The following is a 17957-nucleotide window of genomic DNA, read 5'->3' as shown; positions in this document are numbered from 1 at the left end:
GGGGTGGAACACGCGAAACGGGCGCCGGATACCTCGGCGCCCTTCGCTTTCGACTCAGCCGAAGACGTACTTGGCGGCGTGGCTGAGTCCATAGTCAATCACGGTTACCAGACCGATCATGATCACGACGAAGACGATGACCACCGTCGTGTACGTCGTCAGCTGGTTACGCGTGGGCCAGACGACCTTGCGGAGTTCCGCGACGATCTGACGGTAGAAGAGAGCGAGGCGCTTCAGCGGGCCCTTCTTGGCGCGCTTGCCGCCCTTGCGGGCCTTCTTCTTGCTCTCCGGCACTTCATCCTGGGCGTCAGGCGTGTCGATGGAGCCTACGGCGTCCGCCATTAGTCCTCACCTGATCCCGGGTCGTGGCCGTGCCGCGCCCGGTCTGAGCCGCACGGCAGTGCATTTCTGTACGTACATGCGCACACATCCTGGCGAAGGTGTGTGTAGCAGGGCCGGAGGGACTTGAACCCCCAACCGCCGGTTTTGGAGACCGGTGCTCTACCAATTGAGCTACGACCCTTTGTGTGTCCCCCAACCTACCGCATCCGCCCGGATGCTCGGTGTGCATCAAAGGCGGCACGGCTGGTGAAGGCCAACGACGTGAGAGTGTACGTGGTCCGAGGCTGCGCGTCGAACGGAAAGCGCCCTCAGCGCCTTTGAAGGCGGAAGATCGCCCGCGCGGCAGCCGGATCCGGACGCTTGTTCAGCCGTTGTTCAGTCCGTGAAACCCGCGTGCCGGGCACGTTTCCGGTCTGAAACGATGGGTGCCATGAGCGCTGCAACCCCTCCCACCGAGCGCCGGGTCTCCGCCCGAGTCGGCGCGATCTCCGAGTCCGCCACCCTCGCCGTGGACGCCAAGGCCAAGGCCCTCAAGGCCGCCGGGCGTCCGGTGATCGGCTTCGGCGCCGGTGAGCCGGACTTCCCGACTCCCGACTACATCGTCGAGGCCGCCGTAGAGGCGTGCAGGAACCCGAAGTACCACCGCTACACCCCGGCCGGCGGTCTGCCCGAGCTGAAGGCCGCCATCGCCGCGAAGACGCTGCGCGACTCCGGCTGGGAGCCCGACGTCTCCCAGATCCTGGTCACCAACGGCGGCAAGCAGGCCATCTACGAGGCGTTCGCCGCGATCCTCGACCCGGGTGACGAGGTCATCGTCCCGGCCCCGTACTGGACGACGTACCCGGAGTCGATCCGCCTGGCCGGCGGTGTCCCGGTCGAGGTCGTCGCCGACGAGACGACCGGATACCGCGTCTCCGTCGAGCAGCTGGAGGCCGCCCGCACCGAGAAGACCAAGGTCGTCCTCTTCGTCTCCCCCTCGAACCCGACCGGCGCGGTGTACTCCGAGGCCGAGACCGAGGCGATCGGCCGCTGGGCCGTCGAGCACGGCCTGTGGGTCCTCACCGACGAGATCTACGAGCACCTGGTGTACGGCGACGCCGCCGCCGTCTCCCTGCCCGCGCTGCTGCCCGAGCTGCGCGACAAGTGCGTCGTCGTCAACGGTGTCGCGAAGACGTACGCGATGACCGGCTGGCGCGTGGGCTGGGTCATCGGCCCGAAGGACGTCGTCAAGGCCGCGACGAACCTCCAGTCGCACGCCACGTCGAACGTCTCCAACGTGGCCCAGGTGGCCGCCCTGGCCGCCGTCTCCGGCGACCTGGAGGCCGTGGCGACGATGCGTGAGGCGTTCGACCGCCGACGCAAGACGATCGTGCGCATGCTCAACGAGATCGACGGCGTCGTCTGCCCGGAGCCCGAGGGCGCGTTCTACGCCTACCCGTCGGTCAAGGCGCTGATCGGCAAGGAGATCCGCGGCAAGCGCCCGCAGGACTCGGTCGAGCTGGCCGCGCTCATCCTGGAGGAGGCCGAGGTCGCGGTCGTCCCGGGCGAGGCGTTCGGCACCCCGGGCTATCTGCGGCTGTCGTACGCCCTCGGGGACGAGGACCTGATCGAGGGTGTCTCGCGGATCCAGAAGCTGCTGGCCGAGGCGCGGGACTGACGTCCACGCACGCGTGGCGGGGCTCTACCTACTCACGTGAGTAGGTGGAGCCCCGCTTCTTTGTACGAGCGGGATGCCGTTTCTTTGTGTGCGAGCGGGATCATGCGTGCGAGCAAGACCACTAAAGGGGAATCCGCTTCCGGGACGGCGGGCACGTGCGGCAGGATCGGCGAATGGAGCACGTACGTGATGTCGCTGAGCTGCCGAAGGCCCATCTCCACCTGCACTTCACCGGGTCGATGCGGCCCACCACCGTCCTGGAACTGGCCGACAAATACGGCGTACGGCTGCCCGAGGCCCTGACCGAGGCGCTGACCAGCGGCGAGCCTCCGAGGCTGCGGGCTACGGACGAACGGGGCTGGTTCCGCTTCCAGCGGCTGTACGACGCGGCCCGCTCGTGCCTCAGGGAACCCGAGGACATCCAGCGCCTGGTGCGGGAGGCGGCGCAGGAGGACCTGAACGACGGCTCGGGCTGGCTGGAGATCCAGGTCGACCCGACGTCGTACGCGCCGCGCCTGGGCGGCCTCATCCCGGCGCTGGAGATCATCCTGGACGCCGTGGAGACGGCGTCCCGGGACACGGGCCTGGGCATGCGGGTGCTGGTCGCCGCGAACCGTATGAAACACCCGCTGGAGGCCCGCACACTGGCCCGGCTGGCGGTGCGGTACGCGGACCACGGCGTGATCGGCTTCGGCCTCTCCAACGACGAACGCCGCGGCATGGCCCGGGACTTCGACCGCGCCTTCCACATCGCCCGCGAGGGCGGCCTGCTGTCGGCCCCGCACGGCGGCGAGCTGACCGGCCCGTCCTCGGTGCGCGACTGCCTGGACGACCTGCACGCCGACCGGGTGGGCCACGGCGTCCGCGCGGCGGAGGACCCGCGCCTGCTGAAGCGGCTCGCGGACCGGGGCGTGACCTGCGAGGTGTGCCCCGCCTCGAACGTGGCGCTGGGCGTCTACGAGAAGCCGGAGGACGTCCCCCTGCGCACCCTGTTCGACGCGGGCGTCCCCATGGCCCTCGGCGCCGACGACCCGCTTCTCTTCGGCTCCCGCCTGGCGGCCCAGTACGACATCGCCCGCCGCCACCACGCCTTCACCGACGAGGAGCTGGCGGAACTGGCCCGCCAGTCGATCCGCGCGTCGGCGGCCCCGGTGGACGTACGGGAGAAGCTGCTGGCGGGGGTGGACGACTGGATCAGGAACGGGACCGCGTGAGCCCGACCACGAGGGGCAGCGTCCCTAGAGCTGCACGCCGACCGTCACCGGCTCGTTGACCAGGGTGATGCCGAAGGTCTCGCGCACGCCGGTGACGACCTCGCGGGCCAGGGCCAGCAGGTCCTCCGTGGTGGCCTCGCCGCGGTTGGTGAGGGCGAGGGTGTGCTTGGTGGAGATGCGGGCGGGACCCGTGCCGTAGCCCTTGGTGAAGCCGGCCTTGTCGATCAGCCAGGCCGCGGAGGTCTTGGTGTGCCCCTCCCCCGCCGGGTAGGCGGGCGGCTCGACGCCGTCGCCCAGCCGCTCCCGCACGCGCGCGTGGAACACCGCGAAGTCGGCGTCGGTGAGGATCGGGTTGGTGAAGAAGGACCCGGCTGACCAGGTGTCGTGGTCCTCGGGGTCGAGCACCATGCCCTTCCCGGCCCGCAACCCCAGCACGGTCTCGCGCGCGTGCCCGACCGGCACCCGCTCCCCCTGCTCGACGCCGAGCGCCCGCGCGGTCTCGGCGTACTTGATCGGCGCCGACAGCCCGTCCGCGTCCTCCAGCTCGAAGCGGACTCGCAGCACGACATACCGCTCGGGCTCGGCCTTGAAGCGGCTGTGGCGGTACGAGAACCCGCACTCCTCGTTGGTCAGGGTGACCGTCTCGTGCGCCCGCCGGTCGTAGGCGATCACCTCGGTGATCGTGGCGGAGACCTCCTGGCCGTACGCCCCCACGTTCTGGATCGGCGTCGCGCCGGCCGAGCCCGGGATGCCCGCCAGGCACTCGATGCCGGCCAGCCCGGCCTCCACGGTGCGGGCGACGGCGTCGCTCCACACCTCGCCGGCGGCCAGCTCCAGCGTGGTGCCGCGCAGCTCGCATCCGGTGGTGGCGATGCGCAGGGCCGTGCCGTCGAAGCCCTTGTCTCCGATGACCAGGTTCGACCCGCCGCCGATGATCAGCAGCGGTGTACCGGTGGCGTCGGCCTCGCGGACGACGTCGATCACCTCGGCATCGGTGGCCGCGGTGATCAGCCGGGTCGCGGGACCGCCCAGCCGGAAGGTGGTCAGCGGGGCGAGGGGCGCGTCATGGAGTTCCTGCACGCGCCCAAGACTACGAGACACCACTGACACCTCTGGCATACGCATGCGGGGCCCTCCGGGGCACACGCGTGGGGGGTTCCGCGTGGCACACGCGTGGGGGGTTCCGCGTGGCACACGCGTGGGGGGCTCTGCCTGGGAGACGCGTGACGGCTACCCCCCGGCACGCGCATGCGTGCGGCCATCCCGGCCGGGCACGCGCGTGCGTGCCGCCATCCCCGGCACACGCGTGGAGGGTTCCGCGTGGCACACGCGTGGGGGCTCTGCCGGGGAGACGCGTCACGACTATCCCCCGGCACGCGCGTGCGTGCGGCCATCCCGGCCGGGCACGCGCGTGCGTGCCGCCATCCCCGGCACACGCGTGCGTACAGCCTCCCCTGCACGCACACGCGTACGGCCCCGCTGTCACCGGCGGGGCCGTACGCACGCGTGCCGCGGTCAGCGTCCGGCGCCTTCCAGCACGGAGTCCGAACCGTCCGCATCCTTGGCCTCGCTGCCCGCGTCGGCGTCGGCGTCGGCGGTCGCCGCCCCGGGCACCGCCTCCCCGATCCGTTCGGGCCGCCCGCGCCGCGGTATCACCAGCGTCGCGAGGCCCGCCAGGGCGACGACCCCGGCGCCGGTCACCAGTGCGGGCCGCAGGCCGTCCACGAACGCCTGGCCGCTCTCGTAGCCGCCCTGCGCCGAGAAGATCGAGGCCATGATCGCGATGCCCAGGGCGCCGCCCACCTCGCGGAGCGCGTTGTTGGCGCCGGAGGCGATGCCCTGCTCCTGCGGCCGCACGCTGGACATGACCAGGTTGGAGGCCGGGGCGAAGAACAGGGCCATGCCGATGCCGTTGACGATCAGCCCGGGCAGCTGGACGGCGTAGGAGGCGTCGGCGGTGATCACGGAGGCCAGGTAGCCGAGGCCGGCGGCCTGGAAGAACAGCCCGGTGGCGACGACCGGCCGCCCGCCGATCCGGTCGGAGAGGATCCCGGCGATGGGCGCGACGAGCATCGGCATCCCGGTCCAGGGCAGCATCCGCAGGCCCGCCTCGGTCGGCGAGTAGCCGAGCACGCCCTGCATGTACTGGCTGAGCAGGAAGATCGACCCGAACATCCCGAGGAACATCAGCAGGCTCGCGGCGTTGATCCCGGAGAAGGCGCGGGAGCGGAACAGCCGCATGGGCAGCATGGGGTTCTCGGCCTGGATTCCGTGGCGCACGAAGGCGACGAGGAGCGCGGTACCGGCGAACAGGCCGGTCAGCACCAGGGTGCTGGTCCATCCGTCGACGGGCCCGCGCACCAGTCCGTAGACGACGCCGAAGAGACCACCGCTGACGAGGACCGTGCCGGTGAGGTCGAGCGCGGCCCCCTCGCCGTGGGACTCGGCGAGCCGCAGCCTCGCGAGCGGCAGCAGGGCGAGGCCCAGCGGAACGTTCAGCCAGAAGATCCAGTGCCAGGAGATGTGTTCGGTGAGGCTGCCCCCGATGAGCGGCCCGGAGGCGACGGCGAGCCCGTTGACGGCGCCCCAGATGCCGTACGCCATCCCGCGCTTGGCGGCCGGTACGGCGGCGGTGAGCAGGGTGAGCGTCAGCGGCATCATGACGGCCGCGCCGACGCCCTGGACCGCGCGGGCGGCGATGAGCGAGCCGATGCCCGGGGCCATGGCCGCGGCGGCGGAGGCGGCGGTGAAGAGGGCGGTGCCGCCGATGAAGAGCCGGCGGCGCCCGAAGCGGTCACCGAGCGCGGCGCCGAACATCAGCAGCACGGCGAAGGTGAGCGTGTAGGCGCTCACGGTCCATTCCAGGTCGTCCAGCGCCCCGCCGAGGTCCTCGCGGATGGAGGGCAGGGCGGTGGTGACGACGAGGTTGTCGAGGGCCGCCATGAATCCGGCGACGCTGGTGATGACGAGGGCCCAGCCGGCGCCACCGCGACGGGTGCTCGGCGAGTCCTGCGCCGTCTGTGCGGCCTGTGCCGTCTGTGCGGTCTGTTCCGTCTGCTGTGACATCTCTCCCCCAGAGAGATCGCTGGTTAGTTATTGATGACTAACTTTCAAGCCCATACGAATGCGCCGAACCTTCCGCGCACCCGATCCCTATTTCTCCAGCCGCCCGTCGACCCGCGCCGACGGGTAGAGCCCTTCCCACACCCGGTGTTCGGGCGGAAACCCCATGGCCACCAGGCAGTTGATGAGCATGCCGTACGCCATGAAGGTGGTCGTCTCGTCGATGTCGGCGCCGAGCGGCACATGCACGGTGTCCCACAGCCGCATCCACCCGGCCCGCACCGCCTCACCGAACTCGTGATCCCCCTCGGCCTCCGCGGCGTGCACCGCGACGTACATCTGCATCTGCATCATCAGCCGCTCGGGCCGCTCCGCGATGACCTTCGTGTACGCGTTCGCCATGGCGTGCAGGGCGGCTTCGCCCTCCAGCCCCTCGGCGGCCTCCTCGAAGGTGCGGATGGTCTCCTCCACGCAGCGCTGGGACGCCGCCAGGAAGATCGCCTTCTTGCCCGGGAAGAGCCGGAAGAGATACGGCTGCGACACACCCACCCGCTTGGCGATCGCCTCGGTGGAGGTGCCGTGATACCCGCCCCGGGCGAACTCACTCGTCGCCGCCCGAATGACGCTCTCACGCCGCTCGTCCGCACTCATCCTGGCCATGCGACAAAGTTAGTACTCAATCACTAACTAAGTCAAGGGCTCACGCCCCCTGGCCGACACTGCCGGGGCGAGCACAACGTAAGGGGCGCCCCCTATGGGAGAGCGCCCCTTACCTCGTGTCACGCGCGCGTGGGCTCACGCCAGGCGGACGACCGCTCGGGACATCCCGAGGACCTTCTGACCGCCGCTCATCGCCGTGAGGTCCACCCGTACCGTGTTGTCGTCGAGCTTGGCCGCGACCTTGCCGCTGACCTCGATGACGGCGCCCTGGTCGTCGTTCGGCACGACGACCGGCTTGGTGAAGCGGACGCCGTACTCGACGACCGCGCCCGGGTCGCCGGCCCAGTCGGTCACGATCCGGATCGCCTCGGCCATCGTGAACATGCCGTGCGCGATGACGTCCGGCAGTCCGACCTCCTTGGCGAACTTCTCGTTCCAGTGGATCGGGTTGAAGTCCCCGGAGGCGCCCGCGTACTGCACGAGCGTGGCGCGCGTCACGGGAAAGGTCTGCGCGGGCAGCTCGGTGCCGACCTCGACGTCGTCGTAGGCGATCTTCGCCGTCATGTCAGCCCTCCTCGGCCGCGCGGGCGACCAGCTTCGTCCAGGCGGTCACGACATGCTCGCCCGCCTCGTCGTGGACCTCGCCGCGGATGTCCAGGATGTCGTTGCCGGCCATGGACTTGACCGCCTCGATGGTCGAGGTCACGGTCAGCCGGTCACCGGCGCGCACGGGACGGACGTAGGAGAACTTCTGGTCGCCGTGCACCACCCGGCTGTAGTCCAGCCCGAGCTGCGGGTCCTGGACGACCTGTCCGGCGGCCTTGAAGGTGATGGAGAACACGAAGGTCGGCGGGGCGATGACGTCGGGGTGTCCGAGCGCCTTGGCGGCCTCCGGGTCCGTGTACGCCGGGTTGGTGTCCCCCACGGCCTCCGCGAACTCGCGGATCTTCTCCCGGCCGACCTCATAGGGATCGGTGGGCGGGTAGGTCCGCCCCACGAAGGACTGGTCGAGCGCCATGGGCTCGGAACCTCCTGGTTGCTCTACTGACCGGTACTGCTCGCCGATACGACGCGAGGCCGCCCCCGATCACTCGGGAGCGGCCTCGCGTACGAGCCTGATTTATCGCGTTTCGCGGTGCGCGGTGTGCGCGTTGCAACGCGGGCAGTGCTTCTTCATCTCAAGTCGGTCCGGGTTGTTACGCCGGTTCTTCTTGGTGATGTAGTTCCGCTCCTTGCACTCCACGCAGGCCAGCGTGATCTTCGGGCGGACGTCGGTGGCAGCCACGTGAGTGCTCCTTGACGAACGGATAGATTGATTTAACGCAAGAAAGAGTAGCCGATCGAAGGACCGACCCCACAATCGGCTACTGTGTGTAGCGGTGACCGGACTTGAACCGGTGACACAGCGATTATGAGCCGCTTGCTCTACCGACTGAGCTACACCGCTTTGATGTGATCCGTTCCCGCCTCGCGACGGGAACCTCTCACACCAGAGCCCCAATACGGAATCGAACCGTAGACCTTCTCCTTACCATGGAGACGCTCTGCCGACTGAGCTATTGGGGCGAGCGATGAAGACATTACACGGTCCGCGGCCGTTCACCCAAATCCGTTCCGAGCCCCCCGCGGGGGCCCGATTCCCGGCCGTCCCGACGCCCCCGTGAACCCCTCCGGCCCGGCGGACCACACCGGTACGACTATTGCGCTCCTCCCCGACAGGGCCGTACCGCCGCCCTAGGCTCGACTCACTCTGCGTGATCTTGTCCCGAGCCCGCCGAGTGCCCCTGCCGACTCTCTGGAGCGCGATGCCCGACAGCCAGCCGCAGCCGCCCCGCTCGCCGTCCTCCCCCGGCCCCTCCGGACAGCCGGAGCCCGCGGCCCTGCTGCTGTCCGGGGCCCGGCTCACCGACGGCCGCACGGTGGACGTACGGCTGGGCGGCGGGCGCATCGAGGCGGTCGGCACCAGCGGCAGTCTGGCGGCCGGTCCGGCCCGCGGGTCCGGCACGCGCGTGGACCTCAGCGGCTACCTCCTGCTGCCCGCCCCGGCCGAGCCCCACGCCCACGCCGACACCGCCCTGTCCGCCGACGCCGACGGTCCCGTGTCGTACGCGCCCCAGGACGTCCAGCGCCGCGCCACCGAGGCGGCCCTGCTGCAACTCGGGCACGGCGCGACCGCGTTGCGGGCACACGTGCGCGTGGGCGACGTCCAGGGGCTGGGCGCGCTGGCCGCCGTCCTCCAGGCACGCCGCTCGCTGCGCGGGCTGGCCGAGCTGTCGACGGTGGCGGTGCCCCGGCTGCTGACCGGCGCGGCCGGGGCGGACGGGCTCGCGATGCTGCGGGACGCGCTGAAGATGGGCGCCGCGGTGGTGGGCGGCTGCCCGGACCTGGACCCCGACCCAACCGGCTACGTCGAGGCCGTCCTGGAGGTCGCCTCCGAGCACGGCTGCCCCGTCGACCTGCACACCGACGCCGCCGACCCGGCCCGCCTGGCCCGGCTCGCGGCGATGGCGGGCGGCCTGCGTCCGGGCGTCGCCCTCAGCCCCTGCGGCGGCCTGGACCGCCTCTCCGGCGACGCCGCCGCCCGCACCGCCGACCAGCTCGCCGCGGCCGGCGTGACGGTGGTCTGCCTGCCGCAGGGCGGCTGCGGGGGCGTGGAGGGCCGCGGTACGGCACCCGTGCGGCTCCTGCGCGCGGCCGGCGTGCGCGTGGCGGCCGGCAGCGGCGCCCTGCGGGACGTGTCCAACCCCGTCGGCCGGGGCGACCCCCTGGAGGCGGCCTACCTCCTGTCCTCCCGCCACGGCCTGCGCCCCGAGGACGCCTACGACGCGGTGAGCGCCTCCGCGCGCGCGGTCCTGGGCCTGCCCGAGGTCCGCGTGGAGGCGGGTTTCCCGGCCGACCTCCTGGCGGTGCGGGGCGACCGGCTGGCGGGCGCGCTGTCGCTGGCCTACAGCAGGATCGTGATCCACCGCGGCCGCGTGGTGGCCCGCACGAGCGCGGTCCGGGAGTACTGCAATTCGGCGGCGACAGCGGAGTTGGGGCTTCCGCGGCAGGGGCGGGGGGAAGTTTCGTAGGGGCGGTTGCCGCTGGGCCGGCGGGGCCGGTTCGGGGTTGTGCGGCGGGTGGGGGTGTTCGGGCGTACGGTCGAAGACATGCGCATTGTCATCGCTGGTGGTCATGGTCAGATCGCGCTGCGGCTGGAGCGGCTGCTCGCCGCGCGCGGGGACGAGGTCGCGGGGATCATCCGCAAGGCCGAGCAGGGCGACGACCTGCGTGCGGCGGGTGCCGAACCGGTGCTGCTGGACCTGGAGTCGGCGTCGGTCGAGGAGGTCGCGGCGCATCTGCAGGGCGCGGACGCGGCGGTGTTCGCGGCCGGAGCGGGCCCGGGCAGCGGCGCGACCCGCAAGGACACGGTCGACAAGGGCGCGGCGGTGCTGTTCGCGGACGCGGCGGTACGCGCGCGTGTACGGCGTTTCGTGGTCGTCTCGTCGATGGGCGCGGACCCGAGGCACGAGGGCAATGAGATCTTCGACGTCTATCTGCGCGCGAAGGGCGAGGCCGACGCCTACGTGCAGGGCCTGGACGCACTCGACTGGACGATTCTGCGGCCCGGTTCACTGACGGACGACGCCGGCAAGGGCCTGGTCCGTCTGGAGGCGCACACGGGGCGTGGCGCGATCCCCCGCGACGACGTGGCCGCCGTCCTGGCCGAACTCCTGGACACGTCCGCGACAGCGGGCCTGACCCTGGAGCTGATCGGCGGCTCGACGCCGGTGTCGGTCGCGGTGAAGTCCGTGGCGGGGAACTGAACCTGACGGAGCGTGGGGCGGTGTGGGGCCGGATTCAGAACAGCGGGAGCTGACCAGGGAAGTCGGGCAGGACGTAGCCGTCCAAGGAGGGCTGGGCGGCGCCCAGTTGGGCGGTGCGGCGGGAGCCGGGGCACGAGGTGAGGTCCCCGCTCTCGCGGGCGCCGGGCGGGTCGTGCCGGGCGTAGCGTCCGGCGACGACGGCGATCTCGCGACGGCACACGGGGCAGTTTCTACGGCGGCTGGACATGTGTTCAGTGTGCCCGGTGGGCCACGCGGGTACCGCCCGGCGGCACGCGCCCCGCTCGCCGCGCGGATGTACCGGTATCTCCCTAGCATCCATACACGTGGCACATACCTTCGACGAACTCGTGGAGAAGCAGCGCGCGGCCGACGAGGCCCATGCGAGGGTCCTGGAGCTGCGGGACACCTACGGCGCGCCCACGGCCTCCCCGTGGTCGCAGACCCAGACGGACACCTACGAGACGGCCTGGCGGGCCTGGCGCGACCTCGCCCGGGACGTCCAGGCCGCCGTGACCGAGTACGCGAAGGAGGAGGGCAAGGCGCGGGGCGAGATCGAGGCGGAGGTGAAGCGCACGGCCAAGCAGTGATCCGGATCACTCAGCACGGCCCGCGCCCCCCGCGCGCACGGCTTGTCACACTTACACGAAAAGACCCCTCCGCGCTGCGCTCCCGCAGTACGAAGGGGTCTCTTTCCCTGTGGCGGCGCCAGGATTCGAACCTGGGTAGGCTAAGCCGACGGATTTACAGTCCGCTCCCATTGGCCACTCGGGCACACCGCCTGGGATTGACGCCATTCGAACCGCTTTTCGGCGGTGCTCCGTGGCGACGACGTAAACGATACCCGATGCGGAGGGGTGCTTCGCCACTCGATTGATCACCGCTCGGCGGTGGCGAGGTGGCTAGGCTTGTGCGGATGCGGCCCGGGCCCCTCGCGGGACCGGCGGCAGCCCCCGCGGACGCCGACACGCACCCGATACGCACCCTGATACAAGGAGCCACAGGACATGGCCGACTCCAGTTTCGACATCGTCTCGAAGGTCGAGCGGCAGGAGGTCGACAACGCCCTCAACCAGGCCGCCAAGGAGATCTCGCAGCGCTACGACTTCAAGGGCGTGGGCGCCTCGATCTCGTGGTCCGGGGAGAAGATCCTCATGGAGGCGAACTCCGAGGACCGGGTGAACGCTGTCCTCGACGTCTTCCAGTCGAAGCTCATCAAGCGCGGTATCTCGCTGAAGGCCCTGGACGCGGGCGAGCCCCAGCTCTCCGGCAAGGAGTACAAGCTCTTCGCGGAGATCAAGGAGGGCATCTCCCAGGAGAACGCGAAGAAGGTCGCGAAGCTCATCCGCGACGAGGGCCCCAAGGGCGTGAAGGCCCAGGTCCAGGGCGACGAGCTGCGCGTCAGCTCCAAGAGCCGCGACGACCTCCAGGCCGTCATCGCCCTCCTGAAGGGCCAGGACTTCGACTTCGCGCTGCAGTTCGTGAACTACCGGTAGGACCGGTTCCGGGCTTGGCGGTTCCGTCAGGGACGGCCGGTGATGGCCGGGAGGGGTGGGCGCCCAGGGTGTCCGCCCCTCTCGCGCGTCCGCGTGTGCCCGCCGGGCCTCAGTCGCGCGAGTTGCCGAACAGGATCCGGTACACGATCAGCAGTACGAGCGAGCCGCCGATGGCCGCCGCCCAGGTGGCGCCGTCGTAGAAGTGCTTGCTGATCGGGTGGTCCAGCCAGCGCGCCGATATCCAGCCGCCGATGAACGCGCCCGCGATGCCGATGAGGGTCGTCCCGACGAAGCCGCCCGGGTCGCGGCCGGGCAGCAGGACCTTGGCGATGACTCCGGCCAGGAGTCCCAGAATGATCCAGCTGATGATGCTCATGTCCTGAACCTGCCCTTCCGCGCTGTGCCCGCACTGTCCCGGGCCTGTGATCTTGCTCTCCGGACGGGCCGGGCCGGTGCGATGGTGATGAGGACGACGTCACGACGGGGCGAGCGGTTCCGCCCTCGGCCGGTCAGCCGGTCGTCGCCGTTCCGCCCGTGCGGGCCCGCAACTCCGCCCAGGGGGTCATCTCCAACTGCTCGTCCATGACGTCGTACCAGCCCGTGCCGTCGACCCAGGCGCGCAGCCACTCCGCGAGGCTGGGGGTGTCGACGAACCAGGCGTGGTCGGCGTCCCCCGGGTTGGGCTCGAAGAGCAGCACGGTGGCCTGCGGTGAGAAGCAGTCCACGCACGCGTACATCGCGCAGCCCCAGTGGGATATCGGCAGGACGCCCTCGGGCCAGGGCCAGTCGGGGTCCTCGCGGCCTGCCTCGCGATAGGCGAGGTACTGGGAGACGGCGGCGGGCTCGCCGGCCGGTGGGCTGTCGAGCAGGGGCAACAGGCCGTACTCCGGGCCGAATCCGCCGTCCGCTATCCGCAGGTACAGGTCGGCGAGCAGCGGCGGCAGGGGGAAGCCCAGCGCGGTCTCGGCGCCGTGCAGGATGTCCGCGTCGATGGGCGCGGGGAGGGAAGTCCAGCCCCAGGGACGGGTGGTGCGGGCCTTGTCCGCCACCCGTGCCAGCAACTCCTCGGTCTCGGTCATGCGTTCATGATGCGGGCGGCCACTGACATACGGGCCGGCCTGTGGACGACCGGCCAGTGGTGGAGAATCTCGCGGCCCGTACGAGTGATCAGCGTGTCGCGAACGGCTGGTCGGTGCGCACGATCTCCCTGCCCAGCGGGAAGAGCGAGATCGGGAGCATCTTGAAGTTGGCGATGCCGAACGGGATGCCGATCAGTGTCAGGCACAGGGCGATACCCGTGACGATGTGGCCGAGGGCCAGCCACCAACCGGCCAGGATCAGCCACAGCACATTGCCGACGCAGGAGGGGGCACCGGCGTCCAGCCGCTCGACCGTCGTGTAGCCGAAGGGCCAGAGCGCGTAGATGCCGATCCTGAAGGCGGCTATGCCGAACGGGATCCCGATGATCGTGATGCACAGGAGCAGGCCCGCGAGGACGTACCCCAGGAACAGCCAGAAGCCGCTGAGGATGAGCCATATGACGTTCAGGATGGTCTTCATCGGTGACCTGCCATCTTCTCCAGGCGGGAGATGCGCTCCGCCATGGGCGGGTGGGTCGAGAACATCTTGGAGAGCCCCTGGCCCGGGCGGAACGGGTTCGCGATCATCATGTGGCTCGCGGTCTCGATGCGCGGCTCGGGAGGCAGCGGCAGCTGCTTGGTGCCCGTTTCGAGCTTGCGCAGGGCGCTCGCCAGGGCCAGGGGGTCGCCGGTGAGCCGGGCGCCGGAGGCGTCGGCCTCGTACTCCCGGGAGCGGCTGATGGCGAGCTGGATGACGCTGGCCGCGAGGGGGCCGAGGATCATGATCAGGAGCAGGCCGAGCAGGCCGGGGCCGTCATCGTCGTCGGAGCGGCCGACGGGGATCAGCCAGGCGAAGTTGACCAGGAACATGATCACGGAGGCGAGGGCGCCGGCGACCGAGGAGATGAGGATGTCGCGGTTGTAGACGTGGCTGAGCTCGTGGCCGATGACGCCGCGCAGTTCACGCTCGTCGAGGAGGCGCAGGATGCCTTCCGTGCAGCACACGGCGGCATTGCGCGGGTTGCGGCCGGTCGCGAAGGCGTTGGGCGCCTCCGTCGGGGAGATGTACAGGCGGGGCATGGGCTGGCGGGCCTGGGTGGAGAGTTCGCGGACCATGCGGTACAGGCCCGGGGCCTCGAACTCACTGACCGGGCGGGCGCGCATCGCGCGCAGGGCGAGCTTGTCGCTGTTCCAGTACGCGTACGCGTTGGTGCCGAGGGCGACGAGGACGGCGACGATCAGACCCGTGCGGCCGAAGAAGCTGCCGATGACGATGATGAGGGCGGACAGTCCTCCGAGGAGCACTGCGGTCCTGAGCCCATTGTGCCGGCGGTGCACGGTACGCCCTCCAAGTCGTGCGGCAGGGGAACCCTTTGCTTGCTGATCTCCGGTCCAGCCGGTGTCTTCTCCAGTGGACCCTCCCGTCATGGCCAACGCCAGGCGGGAGCCACTAGTTCCCTTGTGCGTACGGCGGCGTGCGGGGGCCGTCCGGGTGACGCCCCCCGGGCCTCAGGAGCGGGCAGGGCTCAGAAGAGTGCCGTGTCGGCGAAGTGCAGGACGAGTTGAGGCGCGCCGGACAGGGCGATGCCGATGACGGCCGTCAGGGTGATGGCGGCGGTGAGGGGTGCGGGGGCGCGGTGCCTGGCGGGTTCGCCCTCGGGGGCGCGGAACAGCAGGGCCGTCCACTGGAGGTAGTAGAACAGCGCGATCACCACGTTGACGGCCATGACGACGGCGAGCCAGCCGAGGCCCGCGTCGACGGCCGCGGAGAAGACGGTGACCTTAGCGAAGAGGCCGATGATGCCCGGCGGCAGTCCGGCGAGGCAGAGCAGGAAGAAGGCGAGCAGGAGGGCGGCCAGGGGGCGGGTGGCGTACAGGCCGCGGTAGTCCGTGACGCGGTTCGCCTCGGTCGTACGGCCGACCAGGGCGGCGACCGCGAAGGCGCCGAGGTTCACGGCCGCGTACATGAGCGCGTACGCGACGGTGGAGCCGATGGCGCGCTCGGCGTCGTCGGAGTAGGCGGCCGCGGCGATCGGGACGAGGAGGTAGCCGGCCTGGCCGACGGACGACCAGGCGAGCAGGCGTACGGCGCTGTACGCGCGCGTGGCCTGCTGGCGCAGGGCGCCGACGTTGCCGGCGGTCATGGTGAGGGCGGCCAGGGCGGCGAGGGCGGGGCCCCAGACGTCGGCGTACGACGGGAAGGCGACGACGGTGACGAGGATGAGGCCGGAGAAGCCGACCGCCTTGCCGACCACCGACAGGTAGGCGGCGATCGGGAGGGGGGCTCCGACGTAGGTGTCGGGGACCCAGAAGTGGAAGGGGACGGCGGCCGTCTTGAAGGCGAAGCCGACGAGGGTGAGGACGACGCCCGTCTGGGCGAGGGTGTGGAGCTGTCCGTCGACGTGCCGGATGCGGTCGGCGACCTGGGTGAGGTAGAGGGTGCCGGTGGTGGCGTAGACGAAGCTGATGCCCATCAGGCTGACGGCGGTCGCGGTGACGGACGACAGGAAGAACTTCAGGGCCGCTTCGGAGGACTTCTTGTCTCCGTGCCGGATGCCGACGAGCGCGAAGGCGGGCAGGGAGGCGACCTCCAGGGCGACGACGAGGGTGGCGAGGTCGCGGGAGGCGGGCAGCAGGGCGGCGCCTGCCGCGGAGGACAGCAGCAGGAACCAGTACTCCCCTTCGGGGAGTTCCTTGCGGGCATCCTTGAGGGTCGTCACGGACAGCAGGGCGGCGAGCAGGGCTCCGCCGAGGACCAGGAACTGGATGGCCAGGGTGAAGCGGTCGGCGGTGTAGCTGCACGCGTGCGGGTCGCCGGTGAGGCAGAAGGTGGCGCGGTCGCCGTCGAGGAGGGGCAGCAGAAGGGCGGTCGAGGCGGCGAGTCCGGCGACGGAGAACCAGCCGAGCGCGGCCTTCCTCGCGTCGGGCACGAACAGGTCGGCGACGAGGACGGCGAGGCCGACGACCGCCGCGAGGGTGGGCGGGGCGACGGCGAGCCAATCCACGGACTGGACCAGGTTCTGGGCCAGCGGCTGGGCCAGGGAGCTCATCGGGTGCCTCCTGCGAGGAGCTGCTGCACGGCCGGGTCGGTGAGCCCGAGGAGGGCCTTCGGCCACAGTCCGCCGACGACGGTGAGGGCGACGAGCGGGGACCAGGCCGCGAATTCGTACGTCTGTACGTCGGTGAGCCGGGGGGCGTCCGGTGGGAGGGCGCCCATGCAGACCCGGCGGACCACGGTGAGCAGGTACGCGGCCGTCAGCAGCGTGCCGAACGCGGCGATCGCGGTGAAGGTGAGGAACGCGGGGCGGCTGAGGTCGTCGGCGGGGTCGAACGCGCCGAACAGGGCCAGCATCTCGCCCCAGAACCCGGCGAGGCCGGGCAGACCGAGGGAGGCGACGGCGGCGAAGGCGAGCAGGCCGCCGAGGCGCGGGGCCTTGCCGTACAGCGCGGCGCCGGTCTCCTCGGCGAGGGTGTCGAGGTCGGTGCTGCCGGTGCGGTCCTTCAGGGCGCCGACCAGGAAGAAGAGCAGGCCGGTGATGAGGCCGTGGGCGACGTTGGCGAACAGGGCGCCGTTGACGCCGGTCGGGGTGGTGGTCGCGATGCCGAGGAGGACGAAGCCCATGTGGCCGACGGACGAGTAGGCGATGAGTCGCTTGAGGTCGCCCTTGGCGCCCTGTTTGGCGAGGGCCAGGCAGGCGAGGGATCCGTAGATGATCCCGACGACGGCGAAGGCGGCGAGGTAGGGCGCGAAGGTGTGGAACCCGTCGGGGGCGATCGGCAGGAGAATCCGGACGAACCCGTACGTACCCATCTTCAGCAGGACACCGGCCAGCAGGACGGAGCCGACCGTCGGGGCGGCGGTGTGGGCGTCGGGCAGCCAGCTGTGCAGGGGCCACATCGGCGTCTTCACCGCGAGCCCGATCCCGATCGCCAGAACGGCGACGACCTGCACGGATGTGGTCAGCGACCGGCCGTTGTCAGTGGCGAGTGCCACCATGTCGAACGTGCCCGCCCGCAAGCCGATGAGGAGCAGGCCGAGCAGCATGACCACGGAGCCGAGCAGCGTGTAGAGGATGAACTTCCAGGCGGCCTGGGCCCGGCCCTCACCGCCCCAGCGGGCGATGAGGAAGTACATCGGGATCAGGACCGTCTCGAAGGCGAGGAAGAACAGCAGCAGGTCGAGGACGGCGAAGGTGGCGAGGGTGCCGGACTCCAGGACGAGCAGCAGGGCGACGAACGCCTTCGGGGTCGGGCCGGCGGGCGGCTTGAAGTAGCTGTACAGCGCGCTGAGGAAGGTCAGGAGCGCGGTCAGAACGAGGAGGGGGAGGGAGATGCCGTCGATGCCGAGGTGGATGCGCACGTCGAGTGCGGGGATCCAGCTGATGTCGGTGCTCGCCTGCATCCTCGACGGATGGTCGTGGTCGAAGCCGAGCGCGAGGACGATCGCGGCGGCGAGGATCACGCCGGTCACGGTCACGCCGTGGCGGAGCACGGCCTGCTCGGGCGACTTCCCCTTCAGCCCGGGCGGGGCGGGCAGCAGAGCCGCGGCGGCGCCGAGGAGCGGGCCGACGACGACGAACGCCAGAAGGAACTGCATCACGGACTCGTTGATATCGATCACG

At 70.7% G+C, this 17957-nt stretch carries 20 protein-coding genes and 4 tRNA genes; 6 read left to right on the top strand and 18 right to left on the bottom strand.

Translation table 11 applies throughout. The annotated features are described in order from the left end of the window. Positions 1–54: 54 nt before the first annotated feature. The gene (gene secE / locus ACZ5NW_RS23285; protein ID WP_468745814.1) at positions 55–342 is read right to left on the bottom strand and encodes a preprotein translocase subunit SecE; all 288 of its coding nucleotides are present in this window, start codon (positions 340–342) and stop codon (positions 55–57) included. Between the two features lie 108 nt (positions 343–450). Beyond that, positions 451–523: transfer RNA gene (locus ACZ5NW_RS23280), tRNA-Trp, on the bottom strand. Between the two features lie 249 nt (positions 524–772). Here ACZ5NW_RS23280 and ACZ5NW_RS23275 point away from each other — a divergent pair. Continuing rightward, the gene (locus ACZ5NW_RS23275) at positions 773–1999 is read left to right on the top strand and encodes a pyridoxal phosphate-dependent aminotransferase (protein ID WP_468745813.1); all 1227 of its coding nucleotides are present in this window, start codon (positions 773–775) and stop codon (positions 1997–1999) included. A gap of 173 nt (positions 2000–2172) precedes the next feature. Beyond that, a complete protein-coding gene (locus ACZ5NW_RS23270) occupies positions 2173–3213 on the top strand; it encodes an adenosine deaminase (RefSeq protein WP_468745812.1) in 1041 nt (346 codons plus the stop codon). 24 nt (positions 3214–3237) lie between these two features. On the opposite strand, the gene ACZ5NW_RS23265 is transcribed toward ACZ5NW_RS23270, so the two are convergent. The 8 genes from ACZ5NW_RS23265 to ACZ5NW_RS23230 all read right to left on the bottom strand — a co-directional run bounded on the left by ACZ5NW_RS23265 (position 3238) and on the right by ACZ5NW_RS23230 (position 8502). Next, positions 3238–4293 carry a UDP-N-acetylmuramate dehydrogenase gene (locus ACZ5NW_RS23265; protein ID WP_468745811.1) on the bottom strand — a complete coding sequence of 352 codons (1056 nt, stop codon included), beginning with the start codon at positions 4291–4293 and terminating at the stop codon, positions 3238–3240. 435 nt (positions 4294–4728) lie between these two features. Further along, on the bottom strand, positions 4729–6156 hold the full coding sequence (locus tag ACZ5NW_RS23260; protein WP_468746163.1) for an MFS transporter: 1428 nt from the start codon (positions 6154–6156) through the stop codon (positions 4729–4731). Between the two features lie 210 nt (positions 6157–6366). Continuing rightward, positions 6367–6936 (bottom strand): TetR/AcrR family transcriptional regulator, encoded by a 570-nt coding sequence (locus ACZ5NW_RS23255; protein WP_468745810.1) that lies wholly within the window; start codon positions 6934–6936, stop codon positions 6367–6369. Positions 6937–7071: 135 nt separating this feature from the next. Continuing rightward, positions 7072–7500, bottom strand: coding sequence for a MaoC family dehydratase (locus tag ACZ5NW_RS23250; RefSeq protein ID WP_468745809.1), 429 nt, complete (start codon positions 7498–7500; stop codon positions 7072–7074). Between the two features lies 1 nt (position 7501). Further along, a complete protein-coding gene (locus ACZ5NW_RS23245; RefSeq protein WP_468745808.1) occupies positions 7502–7954 on the bottom strand; it encodes an FAS1-like dehydratase domain-containing protein in 453 nt (150 codons plus the stop codon). A 102-nt stretch (positions 7955–8056) separates the two neighbouring features. Further along, positions 8057–8221 (bottom strand): 50S ribosomal protein L33, encoded by a 165-nt coding sequence (gene rpmG / locus ACZ5NW_RS23240; RefSeq protein ID WP_003948671.1) that lies wholly within the window; start codon positions 8219–8221, stop codon positions 8057–8059. Positions 8222–8310: 89 nt separating this feature from the next. Then, positions 8311–8383: transfer RNA gene (locus ACZ5NW_RS23235), tRNA-Met, on the bottom strand. Between the two features lie 46 nt (positions 8384–8429). After that, a tRNA-Thr gene (locus tag ACZ5NW_RS23230) sits at positions 8430–8502 on the bottom strand. A gap of 239 nt (positions 8503–8741) precedes the next feature. Here ACZ5NW_RS23230 and ACZ5NW_RS23225 point away from each other — a divergent pair. Then, positions 8742–10007: an amidohydrolase family protein gene (locus tag ACZ5NW_RS23225; RefSeq protein WP_468745807.1), complete on the top strand. Its 1266-nt coding sequence runs from the start codon at positions 8742–8744 to the stop codon at positions 10005–10007. A gap of 78 nt (positions 10008–10085) precedes the next feature. Then, on the top strand, positions 10086–10742 hold the full coding sequence (locus tag ACZ5NW_RS23220; protein ID WP_468745806.1) for an NAD(P)H-binding protein: 657 nt from the start codon (positions 10086–10088) through the stop codon (positions 10740–10742). Between the two features lie 34 nt (positions 10743–10776). Here ACZ5NW_RS23220 and ACZ5NW_RS23215 read toward each other — a convergent pair whose 3' ends face one another. After that, complete coding sequence (locus ACZ5NW_RS23215) at positions 10777–10989, bottom strand: hypothetical protein (RefSeq protein WP_468745805.1); 213 nt, start codon at positions 10987–10989, stop codon at positions 10777–10779. Positions 10990–11086: 97 nt separating this feature from the next. Between ACZ5NW_RS23215 and ACZ5NW_RS23210 the strand changes: the two genes are divergently transcribed. Continuing rightward, entirely contained in the window at positions 11087–11350 is a 264-nt protein-coding gene (locus ACZ5NW_RS23210; protein ID WP_468745804.1) for a hypothetical protein, read from the top strand. A gap of 110 nt (positions 11351–11460) precedes the next feature. Here the strand turns inward: ACZ5NW_RS23210 and ACZ5NW_RS23205 are convergent. Further along, positions 11461–11542 (bottom strand) — tRNA-Tyr (locus ACZ5NW_RS23205). A 225-nt stretch (positions 11543–11767) separates the two neighbouring features. Between ACZ5NW_RS23205 and ACZ5NW_RS23200 the strand changes: the two genes are divergently transcribed. Then, positions 11768–12256 (top strand): YajQ family cyclic di-GMP-binding protein, encoded by a 489-nt coding sequence (locus tag ACZ5NW_RS23200; protein WP_390658087.1) that lies wholly within the window; start codon positions 11768–11770, stop codon positions 12254–12256. Between the two features lie 109 nt (positions 12257–12365). Here the strand turns inward: ACZ5NW_RS23200 and ACZ5NW_RS23195 are convergent, their stop codons facing one another. The 6 genes from ACZ5NW_RS23195 to ACZ5NW_RS23170 form a co-directional block, all read right to left on the bottom strand. Next, positions 12366–12632 carry a GlsB/YeaQ/YmgE family stress response membrane protein gene (locus ACZ5NW_RS23195; RefSeq protein ID WP_468745803.1) on the bottom strand — a complete coding sequence of 89 codons (267 nt, stop codon included), beginning with the start codon at positions 12630–12632 and terminating at the stop codon, positions 12366–12368. Between the two features lie 133 nt (positions 12633–12765). Continuing rightward, the gene (locus ACZ5NW_RS23190) at positions 12766–13335 is read right to left on the bottom strand and encodes an SMI1/KNR4 family protein (RefSeq protein WP_468745802.1); all 570 of its coding nucleotides are present in this window, start codon (positions 13333–13335) and stop codon (positions 12766–12768) included. An 88-nt stretch (positions 13336–13423) separates the two neighbouring features. Further along, on the bottom strand, positions 13424–13816 hold the full coding sequence (locus ACZ5NW_RS23185; protein WP_468745801.1) for a YccF domain-containing protein: 393 nt from the start codon (positions 13814–13816) through the stop codon (positions 13424–13426). Then, positions 13813–14673 carry a zinc metalloprotease HtpX gene (gene htpX / locus ACZ5NW_RS23180; protein ID WP_468745800.1) on the bottom strand — a complete coding sequence of 287 codons (861 nt, stop codon included), beginning with the start codon at positions 14671–14673 and terminating at the stop codon, positions 13813–13815. The genes ACZ5NW_RS23185 and htpX overlap by 4 nt, the downstream gene beginning before the upstream one ends. A 188-nt stretch (positions 14674–14861) precedes the next feature. Beyond that, complete coding sequence (locus ACZ5NW_RS23175; RefSeq protein WP_468745799.1) at positions 14862–16385, bottom strand: NADH-quinone oxidoreductase subunit N; 1524 nt, start codon at positions 16383–16385, stop codon at positions 14862–14864. Continuing rightward, positions 16382–17956, bottom strand: coding sequence for a complex I subunit 4 family protein (locus ACZ5NW_RS23170; protein WP_468745798.1), 1575 nt, complete (start codon positions 17954–17956; stop codon positions 16382–16384). Before ACZ5NW_RS23170 ends, ACZ5NW_RS23175 begins: the two co-directional genes overlap by 4 nt. Position 17957: the final 1 nt, after the last annotated feature.

The sequence above is a fragment of the Streptomyces sp. NPDC032126 genome, assembly GCF_055580085.1.
The sequence above is the reverse complement of the archived record's forward strand: the minus strand, read 5'-3'. Positions and strand labels throughout refer to the sequence as shown.

Coding starts and splice junctions, on each gene's coding strand:
- secE (WP_468745814.1), bottom strand. CDS start 342: ATGGCGGACGCCGTAGGCTCCATCGACACGCCTGACGCCCAGGATGAA.
- ACZ5NW_RS23275 (WP_468745813.1), top strand. CDS start 773: ATGAGCGCTGCAACCCCTCCCACCGAGCGCCGGGTCTCCGCCCGAGTC.
- ACZ5NW_RS23270 (WP_468745812.1), top strand. CDS start 2,173: ATGGAGCACGTACGTGATGTCGCTGAGCTGCCGAAGGCCCATCTCCAC.
- ACZ5NW_RS23260 (WP_468746163.1), bottom strand. CDS start 6,156: ATGGCGGCCCTCGACAACCTCGTCGTCACCACCGCCCTGCCCTCCATC.
- ACZ5NW_RS23255 (WP_468745810.1), bottom strand. CDS start 6,936: ATGGCCAGGATGAGTGCGGACGAGCGGCGTGAGAGCGTCATTCGGGCG.
- ACZ5NW_RS23250 (WP_468745809.1), bottom strand. CDS start 7,500: ATGACGGCGAAGATCGCCTACGACGACGTCGAGGTCGGCACCGAGCTG.
- ACZ5NW_RS23245 (WP_468745808.1), bottom strand. CDS start 7,954: ATGGCGCTCGACCAGTCCTTCGTGGGGCGGACCTACCCGCCCACCGAT.
- ACZ5NW_RS23225 (WP_468745807.1), top strand. CDS start 8,742: ATGCCCGACAGCCAGCCGCAGCCGCCCCGCTCGCCGTCCTCCCCCGGC.
- ACZ5NW_RS23220 (WP_468745806.1), top strand. CDS start 10,086: ATGCGCATTGTCATCGCTGGTGGTCATGGTCAGATCGCGCTGCGGCTG.
- ACZ5NW_RS23215 (WP_468745805.1), bottom strand. CDS start 10,989: ATGTCCAGCCGCCGTAGAAACTGCCCCGTGTGCCGTCGCGAGATCGCC.
- ACZ5NW_RS23200 (WP_390658087.1), top strand. CDS start 11,768: ATGGCCGACTCCAGTTTCGACATCGTCTCGAAGGTCGAGCGGCAGGAG.
- ACZ5NW_RS23195 (WP_468745803.1), bottom strand. CDS start 12,632: ATGAGCATCATCAGCTGGATCATTCTGGGACTCCTGGCCGGAGTCATC.
- ACZ5NW_RS23190 (WP_468745802.1), bottom strand. CDS start 13,335: ATGACCGAGACCGAGGAGTTGCTGGCACGGGTGGCGGACAAGGCCCGC.
- ACZ5NW_RS23185 (WP_468745801.1), bottom strand. CDS start 13,816: ATGAAGACCATCCTGAACGTCATATGGCTCATCCTCAGCGGCTTCTGG.
- ACZ5NW_RS23175 (WP_468745799.1), bottom strand. CDS start 16,385: ATGAGCTCCCTGGCCCAGCCGCTGGCCCAGAACCTGGTCCAGTCCGTG.